Annotated in this window: 1 protein-coding gene; it reads right to left on the bottom strand. The window is 70.0% G+C overall.

What is annotated here, in order from left to right; translation table 11 throughout:
* Positions 1-12,417, bottom strand: a 12,417-nt coding sequence (locus ABD901_RS57150) for an amino acid adenylation domain-containing protein (protein ID WP_345144547.1), incomplete at both ends; no start/stop codon positions are given.

Here is a 12,417-nt window from a genome sequence, read left to right as displayed (position 1 = left end):
CCGCATCCCGGGCAACCGCCCGCAGCCCGTCGACGATCTCCGCCGGAACGCTGAACTCCAGCGCGGCACCCTCGCTCGAGCGCACCGGCGGCCGCGGCCGATCCGTCGGCAACTCCAGCACCGGCGCGCCGGCCAGTGCCTCCCGCCAGTAGCCGAGCTGCCCTTCGAGGACTTCACCGGACAGCCACCGCCGCTGCCACACGGCAAAGTCCGCGTACTGCACCGGCATCGCGGGCAGCTCCGAACCGGCATACAACGCGCCCAGCTCGTCCTGCAGAATCCTGCCCGACCACTCATCGCCCACGACGTGGTGCATCGCCAAGGCGAGCACGTGCTCGTCGGCCGCGATCCGCACCAGCGTCGCCCGGAACAACGGCCGGGCAGCAAGATCGAACGGCACCGCCCGGTCCGCCGCCAGCCACGCATCGGCCGCCGCGGCCGGATCCGGCTCCCCGGAGACGTCCACGACCGGCAGCTCGAACCGCTCCGGCGCCGGGTCGATGACCTGATACGGCACCCCGTCCACGCCGGTCACCAGCCGCGTCCGCAACACCTCGTGCCGGTCGACCAGCGCGCGCAGCGCGGCCGCCAGGGCCGCGGCATCCAGGTCACCTTCCAACGGGATGGCGGTCGGCATGTTGTATTCGACGGAGTCCGGCTCCAGCTGCGCCAGGAACCACAGCCGCTGCTGCGCAAACGACAACGGCAACAACCCATCCCGACCGACCGGCACGATCGACGGCGCAACCACGCCCGGCGCGGCCGCCTCGATCACGCCGGCGAGACCGGCCACCGTTGGCGCGTCGAACAATGCCGCCACTGGTACCTCAACGCCAAACACCGACCGCACCCGCGACACCACCCGCGTCGCCAGCAACGAATGCCCACCCAGCGCGAAGAAGTTGTCGACAGCGCCGACCCGCTCCACCCCGAGCAACTCCACCCAGATCCCGGCCAACACCTCCTGCACGGGACCCACAGGAGCCACGAACGCCCCGACCAGATCTAGCCGAGCCACGTCCGGAGCCGGCAACGCCGCCCGATCCACCTTCCCGTTGACGGTCAACGGCAGCGACGCGAGCTCCACAAACACCGCCGGCACCATAAACTCCGGCAACCGCGCACCAACCCAGCCCCGCAACACCTCAACCCCGGGCACACCAACACCGGCATCCACCGGCACCAGGTAGGCCACCAGCCGCCGATCCGCCTCATCACCATCGGCGATCACAACCGCGCCGTCGATCGCCGGATGCTCCCGCAACACGGCCTCGATCTCACCAGGCTCGATCCGGAACCCACGGACCTTCACCTGCGCATCCGCCCGACCCACAAACTCCAGCCGACCGTCGCCGCGCCACCGCACCACATCCCCGGACCGGTACAACCGACCGCCATCACCCGTGAACGGGTCGGCGATGAACCGCTCCGCGGTCAGCTCGGAACGGCCGGCGTACCCGCGAGCCACACCGATCCCACCGATCAGCAGCTCACCCGACACCCCAACCGGCACCGGCCGCAGCTCGGCATCCACCACGAACACCCGCACATTGCCCAGCACCGACCCGATCGGCGGCGCCGACCCGTCCGACACGGTCACACCAGCCGTGCTCATCACCGTCGCCTCGGTCGGACCATAGGTGTTCACCAGGCGCGACCGGTCCGCCCACACCGCAGCCAGATCGGCGCTGAGCCGCTCGGCACCCACCACCCACGTGTCGACACCGGGGACCTCGTCCGGGTCGAGCTGCGACAGCAGCGACGGCACGACGCTGGCCACCTGGACCCGCTCCGCCCGAATCAGACCCGCCAACCGCGCCGGCTCCGAGCGCTGCACACCAGCCGCGATCACCAACGTGCCACCGCCCGACAACGTCACCGCCACATCCAGCACCGCCGCGTCAAACCCGAACGACGCGAACTGCAGCACTACGCGACCAGGTGCCATCCCGAACTCGGGCGCCAGCTGCGTCACCAAATTCACCAAACCGCGATGACCAACCACCACACCCTTCGGCACACCCGTCGAACCCGACGTGTAGATCACGTACGCCGCCTCCGCGCCCGTAACCGTCGGCAACTCGGCCGTCGAAGGCCCGTCGAGGTCCTCCAACCACGTCACCGCAACACCGGCCGCTGCGAGCCCCGCCGCTACCGGACGCTCACCCAGCACCACCGACGCACCACCATCGGCCGCCATGAACGCCAACCGCTCGGCCGGGTAGCCGGGATCCATCGGCAGGTACGCACCACCGGCACGCCACACAGCAAGGACCGCGACCACGAACTGCACGCCGCGGTCCAGGCAAAGGCCGACCACCGACTCCGGACCCACGCCAAGGCCACGCAGCTGTCGCGCCAATTGCTCCGAACGCTGCCACAGCTCGCCGTACGTGAGGGCGTCGTCGCCGCAGCGCACGGCCACCGCCGCCGGGTCAGCCGCCACCCACTCCGCGATCAACTCATGCACCGCACCCACCGCCGGCACCGGCGCGGCCGAGGCATTCCAAACCTGCAACTCGCCGCGCTCGACATCCGTCAACACCGGCACCGACGACAACCGGCTGTCCGGTGCCGCCGCGACCGCGGACAGCAGCTCCACGAAGTGCCCGACCAGCCGGACCATCCGCTCGGCATCGAACAGCACCGTGCTGTACTGCACCGAACCGACCAGCCCCGACCCGGCCGTACCCACCGACACCGACAGGTCGAACTTGACCGGCATCGGCTGCGGCTCCGACACGCCCTGCAGGTCGGCGTCTCCGCCGCCGCCCGTCACGTAGTTGAACAGCACCTGGAACAGCGGGGTGCGCGACCGGTCGCGGACGACTCCCAGCTCGTCGACGAGCTGCTCGAACGGGAGGTCCTGGTGGGCGTACGCGGCCAGGGTCCGCTCCCGCACCCGGCCGAGCAGCTCGGCGAACGTCGGGTCGCCGGACAGATCCGTGCGCAGGACCAGGGTGTTGATGAAGAAGCCGATCAGGCCCTCGATCTCGGCCCGGTTCCGGTTCGCGATCGGCGTGCCGACCACGATGTCGTCCTGGCCGGAGTACCGGCCCAGGAGGACGGTGAACGCCCCGAACAGGGTCATGAACATCGACACGCCCGCGTCCCGGGCGAGCAGCTCCAGCCCGTCGGTCACCGCCTGCGGAATCGCGAACTCGATGGCTGCGCCCTCGCTCGACCGCGCCGGCGGGCGCGGCCGGTCCGTCGGCAGCTCCAGCACCGGCACCCCGGCCAGCGTCTCCCGCCAGAAGCCGAGCTGCCCTTCGAGCACCTCGCCGGACAGCCACCTCCGCTGCCAGACCGCGAAGTCCGCGTACTGCACCGGCAGCGCCGGCAGGTCCGGAGCCGTTCCGGCCTGGGTCGCCGCGTACGACGCGTCCAGCTCGTCCCGGAGGATGCCGACCGACCAGTCGTCGCCGACCACGTGGTGCATCGCGAGCGCGAGCACGTGCTCGTCCGCCGCGACCCGCACCAGCGTCGCCCGGAACAACGGCCCGGCGGCCAGATCGAACGGCACCCGGCCGTCCGCCAGCACCCACGCCTGCGCCGCCGCAACCGGGTCCGCCTCCCCGGACACATCCACCACCGGCAGATCGAGCCGCTCGGGCGCCGGATCGATCACCTGATACGGCACCCCGTCCTCGCCGGCGACCAGCCGGGTCCGCAGGACCTCGTGCCGCGTCACCAGCGCACCGAGCGCCCGCGCCAGCACGTCGACGTCGAGATCACCGTCCAGATGAACCTGGCGCGGCGTGTTGTACTCGATCGAGTCCGGCTCCAGCTGCGCCAGGAACCACAACCGCTGCTGCGCGAACGACAACGGCAACAACCCGTCCCGGCCCACCGGCACGATCCGCGGCGCCACCACACCCGGCACCGCCGCATCAACCACCACCGCCAACCCCGCCACCGTCGGCGTATCAAACACCTCCACCAACGCCACATCCACATCAAACGCACCACGGATCCGCGACACCACCTGCGTCGCCAACAACGAATGCCCACCAAGCTCAAAGAAGTTGTCGTGAATACCGACCTGCCCGAGCCCGAGCACCTGCACCCAGATCCCCGCCAGAATCTCCTCGGTCGGCGTCCCCGGCGCCACATAACTGTCAGCCGGCCCCACATGCACCAACTCCGGATCGGGCAGCGCCCGCCGATCAAGCTTGCCGTTCGCCGTCAACGGCAACGCCGCCAACTCCACAAACAACCCCGGCACCATATGCTCCGGCAACCGCACCCCCAGGAACCGACGCAACTCCGCCACCGACGGCATCCCATCAACCGGCACCACATAGGCGACCAGCCGACGACCCGCATCCACCCCATGCCCCGTCACCACCGCCGCACCGACCCCCGGATGCGCCAGCAACGCCCCCTCCACCTCACCGGGCTCGATCCGGTAGCCACGAACCTTCAACTGGCTGTCAGCCCGGCCCAAGAACTCGACCGTCCCGTCGGCCCGCCACCGCGCCCGATCCCCCGACCGGTACATCCGGCTCCCATCACCAGCGAACAGGTCCGCGACGAACCGCTCACCGGTCAACTCCGGACGCCCCCGATACCCGCGGGCCACACCGAAACCGCCGATGAACAACTCACCGACCACACCGGCCGGCACGGGCTGCAACCACTGGTCCAGCACATACAACCGGGCACCCGGCAACGGCCCACCGATCGGCACCCGATCCCCACCCACCACAACAGGCGTGAGCTCCATCCCGGCCACACCAACCGTCGTCTCCGTCGGCCCGTAATGGTTCGCCACCCGAACCCCACGCCCGCCGGCCACCACCAACAGTTGCCGCAACCACTCCGGCGAGGCTGCCTCACCACCCAGCACCAACGCCCGACCGGGCAGCAGTTCGGCAAACCCCGCCCCATCGGCGAGACCGGCCAGATGCGACGGCACGATCTTCACATAATCGATCGCGTAGTCAGCGAGGAACGCGGCCACCGCCTGCGGGTCGGTCACCGTGGCCGGGTCCGCGAAGTACAAGCAGCCGCCGCTGGCCAACCCACCGAACAACACCGTGTTCACAAAATCGGTACCCGCCGGCTGCAGCACCCCGTACCGGCCGCCCGGCGCCCCGAACCCGACCCGCTCCAGCACCCCGGACACGTAGCTGAGCAGACCGGTGTGGGTGACCACCACACCCTTCGGACGACCCGTCGAACCCGACGTGAACATCACATACGCCGCCGACAACGCCGACACCGACGCCGGCGTGAACGCCGTCACCGCCACGGTCAAGGCCGGATCGTCGAGATCGATCGTGCGGATCCGGCCGGCCGGAACCTGCTCCAACAACTCCTCACGACCGAGAATGACCGAGACGCCGCCCTCAGCAAGCATGAACGCCAAACGCGATACGGGCGCCCGCACATCCAACGGCAGATACGCCCCACCCGCCAGCCACACCCCCAGCACCGACACCACCACATCGACACCGGCGTCGGCCGCGACACCCACCACGGTCTCCGGACCCACACCCACCGACCGCAGATATGCGGCCAGACCGGACGCGCGCTGCCAGATCTGCTCGTAGGTCCAGGAACCGGAAGCATCCACCACCGCCGGCCACTCCGGGTGCTGCTGCACCCAACCCGCAACCAGGTCGTGGACGCCGGACATCGGCGGCACCGCCACCGACGGGCCCGACTGCCAACCGGTCAGCACCGCCTGTTCGGCGTCGGTCAGCAGGTTCAGGCCGGACAGCCGACCGTCCGCGCCCGCCGCGACCGCACCGGCCAACGCCAGGAAATGCCCGATCAGGCGGCGCATCGACGACTCGTCGAACAACGCCGACGCGAAATGCACCGCACCCACCAGGCCGCCGGCCCGCTCGGCCACGATCAACCGCAGATCGAACTTCGCCATCATCGGACGCACGACACTCTCGTCCTGCGTGAAGTCCTCCACCTCCGCACTGCGCTCGGCATCAGCGAAGTAGTTGAACAACACCTGGAACAACGGCGACCGCGACCGATCCCGATCCACGTCCAGCGCATCCACTAACTGCTCGAACGGCAGATCCTGGTGGGCGTACGCGTCGAGGGTGCGGGCCCGGACGCGACCGAGCAGTTCCGCGAACGTCGGGTCGCCGGACAGGTCCGTGCGCAACACCAATGTGTTGACGAAGAACCCGATCAGGCCCTCGATCTCCGCACGGTTCCGGTTCGCGATCGGCGTGCCGACAACGATGTCGTCCTGGCCCGAGTACCGGCTCAACAACACCGTGTACAACCCGAACATCGTCATGAACATCGACACACCCGCGTCCCGCGCGACCGCCCGCAGACCGTCACTCACCTCGCGCGGGATCGTGAACTCGATCACCGAACCCTCGCTCGAACGCACCGGTGGACGCGGCCGATCCGTCGGCAACTCCAGCACCGGCGCACCCGCCAACGCCTCCCGCCAGAACCCCAACTGACCCTCGAGCACCTCACCCGACAGCCAACCCCGCTGCCACACCGCAAAGTCCGCATACTGCACCGGCAACGCCGGAAGCTCCGAACCGGCATACAACGCGCCCAGCTCATCCTGCAGAATGCCGCCCGACCACTCGTCACCGACGACGTGGTGCATCGCCAACGCGAGCACGTGCTCGTCGGCCGCCACCCGCACCAGCGTCGCGCGCAGCAGCGGACCGTTGGCCAGATCGAACGGCACGTGACCATCCGCCAGCACCCACGCCTGCGCCGCCGCGGCCGGGTCCGGCTCGCCCGTGAGATCCACGATCGGCAGGTCGAACCGCTCCGGCGCCGGGTCGATCACCTGATACGGCACGCCGTCCTCGCCGGCCACCAGCCGCGTCCGCAACACCTCGTGCCGAGCGATGAGCCCACCCAGCGCGGCCGCCAACGCCGGCACATCCACCTCACCATCGAGATAGATGGCGGCCGGCATGTTGTACTCGACCGACTCCGGCTCCAGCTGCGCCAGGAACCACAACCGCTGCTGCGCAAACGACAACGGCAGCCGACCATCCCGGCTCACCGGCACAATCGGCGGCGCAACCGCGCCCGGCACGGCGGCCTCAATCACCGCCGCCAACGCTGCGACGGTGGGCGCGTCGAACAGAGCCGCCACCGGCACCTCAACGTCAAACGCGGCCCGCACCCGCGACACCACCTGAGTGGCCAGCAGCGAATGCCCACCGAGGGCAAAGAAGTTGTCGACGGCCCCGACCCGCTCCACCCCGAGCAACTCCGCCCAGATCCCGGCCAACACCTCCTGCACGGGTCCAGTGGGGGCGACAAACGCCTCGACCAGATCCAACCGAGCCGCATCCGGGGCTGGCAACGCCGCCCGATCCACCTTCCCGTTGACGTTCAGCGGAAGCGACGCGAGCTCCACGAACACCGCCGGCACCATAAACTCCGGCAACCGCGCACCGACCCAGCTCCGCAACACCTCGACCCCGGGCACACCAACACCGGCATCCACCGGCACCAGATACGCCACCAACCGCCGGTCCGCCTCATCACCATCGGCGATCACAACCGCGTCGGCGACCGCTGTGTGCTCCCGCAACACGGCCTCGATCTCACCCGGCTCGATCCGGAACCCACGGACCTTCACCTGCGCATCCGCCCGACCCACATACTCCAGCCGACCGTCGCCCCGCCACCGCACCACGTCTCCAGAGCGGTACAACCGACCGCCATCACCGGAGAACGGGTCGGCGACAAACCGCTCCGCGGTCAACTCGGAACGGCCCGCGTACCCGCGAGCCACACCCATACCGCCGATGAACAGCTCACCAGGAACCCCGACCGGAACCGGCCGCAAGCACCGGTCCAACACCTGCACCCGCACATTGCCCAACACCGACCCGATCGGCGGCGCCGAGCCGTCCAACACGGTCAGCCCGGCCGTGCTCATCACCGTCGCCTCAGTCGGACCATACGTATTCACCAGGCGCGACCGGTCCGCCCACACCGCCGCCAACCCGGCGCTGAGCCGCTCCGCCCCGACGACCCAGGTATCGACGCCCGGCACCTGCTCGGGATCGAGCTGCGACAGCAGCGACGGCACGACGCTGGCCACCTGGACCCGCTCCGCCCGGATCAACCCGGCCAACCGGGCCGGCTCCGACCGCTGCACACCAGCCGCGATCACCAACGTGCCACCGCCGGACAGCGTCACCGCCACATCCAGCACCGCCGCGTCAAACCCGAACGACGCGAACTGCAGCACCACGCGGCCAGGTGCCATCCCGAACTCGGGTGCCAGCTGCGTCACCAGGTTCACCAGACCGCGATGACCAACCACCACACCCTTCGGCACACCCGTCGAACCCGACGTGTAGATCACGTACGCCGCCCCCGCGCCCGTAACCGCCGGCAACTCGGCCGTCGAGGACCCGTCGAGGTCCTCCAACCACGTCACCGCAACACCGGCCGCCGCGAGCCCCGCCGCGACCGGACGCTCGCTCAGCACCACCGATGCGCCGCCGTCGGCGGCCATGAACGCCAACCGCTCAGCCGGATAGCCGGGATCCATCGGCAGATACGCACCACCGGCACGCCACACAGCAAGGACCGCGACCACGAACTCCACGCCGCGGTCCAGACACAGACCGACCACCGACTCCGGACCCACGCCAAGGCCACACAGCTGCCTCGCCAATTGCTCCGAACGCTGCCACAACTCGCCATAGGTGAGGGCGTCGTCGCCGCAGCGCACGGCCACCGCGCCGGGATCCGCCGCCACCCGCTCCGCGATCAGCTCATGCACCACAGCCACCGCCGGCACCGGCGCGGCCGAGGCATTCCAAACCTGCAACTCGCCGCGCTCGGCATCCGTCAGCACCGGCACCGACGACAACCGGCTGTCCGGTGCCGCGACGATCGCGGACAGCAGCTCCACGAAGTGGCCGACCAGCCGGACCATCCGCTCTGCGTCGAACAAGACCGTGCTGTACTGCACCGCGCCGACCAGGCCCGAGCCGGCCTCGCTCAACGACACGGAGAGATCGACCTTCGCCGGCATGGCCCGCGGCGCCGTCACACCTTCAACCGGCACGTCGCCGCTGTCACCCGCCACGAAGTTGAACAGCACCTGGAACAGCGGGGTGCGCGACCGGTCCCGGACGACTCCCAGCTCGTCGACCAAATGCTCGAACGGGAGGTCCTGGTGCGCGTACGCGGCCAGGGTCCGCTCCCGCACCCGGCCGAGCAGCTCGGCGAACGTCGGGTCGCCGGACAGATCCGTCCGCAGCACAAGGGTGTTGACGAAGAAGCCGATGAGCCCCTCGATCTCGGCCCGGTTCCGGTTGGCGATCGGCGTGCCGACCACGACGTCGTCCTGTCCCGAGTAGCGGCCCAGCAGCGTCGCGAACGCCCCGAACAACGTCATGAACATCGACGTTCCGGCATCGCGGGTAACCGCCCGTAGCCCGTCGGTGATCGCGCCGGGGATCCCGAACTCGATCACCGCGCCCTCGGTCGAGCGCACCGCCGGGCGCGGCCGATCCGTCGGCAGCTCCGACACCGGCGCACCCGCCAGCGCCTCCCGCCAGAACCCCAACTGGCCATCGAGGACCTCGCCGGACAGCCACCGTCGCTGCCACACCGCGAAGTCCGCGTACTGCACCGGCAACGCCGGAAGCTCCGAACCCGCATACAACGCGCCCAGCTCATCCTGCAGAATCCCGCCCGACCACTCGTCACCGACCACGTGATGCATCGCCAACGCCAGCACGTGCTCGTCCGCCGCCACCCGCACCAACGTCGCCCGGAACAACGGCCCCGCCGCCAGGTCGAACGGCACCTGACCATCGGCCTCCAGCCACGCCTGCGCCGCCGCGGCTGGGTCGGACTCGCCCGTGAGATCCACGATCGGCAGCACGAACCGCTCCGGCGCCGGATCGATCACCTGATACGGCACCCCGTCCGCGCCGGCCACCAGCCGCGTCCGCAACACCTCATGCCGGGCGACCAGCCCAGCCAGCGCGGCCGCCAGCGCCTCGACGTCCAGGTCACCTTCCAACGGGATGGCGGCCGGCATGTTGTACTCGACGGAGTCCGGCTCCAGCTGCGCCAGGAACCACAACCGCTGCTGCGCAAACGACAACGGCAACAACCCGTCGCGGCCGGCCGGCACGATCGGCGGGGCAACCGCGCCCGGCGTCGCCGCCTCGATCACCGCCGCGAGACCGGCCACGGTCGGCGCGTCGAACAACGCCGCCACCGGCACCTCAACGTCAAACACCGACCGCACCCGCGACACCACCCGCGTCGCCAGCAGCGAGTGCCCACCGAGGGCGAAGAAGTTGTCGGCGGCGCCGATGCGCTCCACCCCGAGCAACTCGGTCCAGATCCCGGCCAGCAGCTCCTGTACGGGACCCGCAGGAGCGACGAACGCCTCGGCCAGATCTAGCCGAGCCGCGTCCGGTGCGGGCAGCGCGGCCCGGTCGACCTTGCCGTTGACGTTCAACGGCAGCGACGCGAGCTCCACGAACACCGCCGGGACCATGAACTCCGGCAACCGCTCGCCAACCCAGCTCCGCAACACCTCAACTCCGGGCACACCATCGCTGGCGTCCACCGGCACCAGGTAGGTGACCAGCCGCCGATCCGCCTCGTCACCGTCGGCGATCACAACCGCGCCGGCGACCGCTGTGTGCTCCCGCAACACGGCCTCGACCTCGCCCGGCTCGATCCGGAACCCGCGGACCTTCACCTGCGCATCCGCCCGGCCCACAAACTCCAGCCGACCGTCGCCGCGCCACCGCACCACATCCCCGGACCGGTACAACCGACCGCCATCACCCGTGAACGGGTCGGCGATGAACCGCTCCGCGGTCAGCTCGGAACGGCCGGCATACCCGCGAGCCACACCGATCCCACCGATCAGCAGCTCACCCGACACCCCGACCGGCACCGGCCGCAGCTCGGCATCCACCACGAACACCCGCACATTGCCCAGCACCGACCCGATCGGCGGTGCCGACCCGTCCGACACGGTCAGGCCGGCCGTGCTCATCACCGTCGCCTCGGTCGGACCATACGTATTCACCAGGCGCGAACGGCCCGCCCACACCGCAGCCAGATCGGCGCTGAGCCGCTCGGCACCCACCACCCACGTGTCGACGCCGGGGACCTCGTCCGGGTTGAGCTGGGACAGCAGCGACGGCACGACGCTGGCCACCTGGACCCGCTCCGCCCGAATCAGACCCGCCAACCGCGCCGGCTCGGACCGCTGCACACCGGAGGCGATCACCAACGTGCCACCGCCCGACAACGTCACCGCCACATCCAGCACCGCCGCGTCAAACCCGAACGACGCGAACTGCAGAACTACGCGGCCAGGTGCCATCCCGAACTCGGGCGCCAACTGCGTCACCAGGTTCACCAGACCGCGATGACCAACCACCACACCCTTCGGCACACCCGTCGAACCCGACGTATAGATCACATACGCCGCCCCCGCACCCGTAACCGCCGGCAACTCGGCCGTCGAGGACCCGTCAAGGTCCTCCAACCACGTCACCGCGACCCCGGCCGCTGCGAGCCCCGCCGCGACCGGACGCTGACCCAGCACCACCGATGCGCCGCCGTCGGCGGCCATGAACGCCAACCGCTCAGCCGGATACCCCGGATCCATCGGCAGATACGCACCACCGGCACGCCACACCGCCAACACCGCGACCACGAACTCCACGCCGCGGTCCAGGCAAAGGCCTACCACCGACTCCGGACCCACACCAAGGCCACACAACTGCCGCGCCAATTGCTCCGAACGCTGCCACAACTCGCCGTACGTGAGGGCGTCGTCGCCGCAGCGCACCGCCACCGCGCCGGGATCCGTCGCCACCCGCTCCGCGATCAGCTCGTGCACCGCGCCCACCGCCGGCACCGGCGCGGCCGAGGCATTCCAAACCTGCAACTCGCGGCGCTCGACATCGGTCAAGACCGGCACCGACGACAGCCGCCGATCCGGCGCCGCCGCGATCGCGGACAGCAGCTCCATGAAGTGGCCGACCAGGCGGACCATGCGCTCGGCATCGAACAGCACCGTGCTGTACTGCACCGAGCCGACCAGCGCATCACCGGCGCCGGTCAGCTCCATCGACAGGTCGAACTTGACCGGCACCGACTGCGGTCCGGACGGCGCCTCGAGGCTCGCCTCCCGGTCGTCGCCGGTCGCGTAGTTGAACAGCACCTGGAACAGTGGCGTGCGCGACCGGTCGCGGACCACCCCAAGCTCGTCGACCAGCTGCTCGAACGGCAGATCCTGATGCGCGTACGCCGCCAGCGCACCCGCACGGACCCGGCCGAGCAGCTCGGCGAAGGTGGGGTCGCCGGACAGATCCGTCCGCAGCACGAGCGTGTTGACGAAGAAGCCGATGAGCCCCTCGATCTCGGCCCGGTTCCGGTTGGCGATCGGCGTGCCGACCA

Origin of the sequence: Dactylosporangium darangshiense, assembly GCF_039537565.1 — a bacterium.
Classification (GTDB): domain Bacteria; phylum Actinomycetota; class Actinomycetes; order Mycobacteriales; family Micromonosporaceae; genus Dactylosporangium; species Dactylosporangium darangshiense.
The sequence above is the reverse complement of the archived record's forward strand: the minus strand, read 5'-3'. Positions and strand labels throughout refer to the sequence as shown.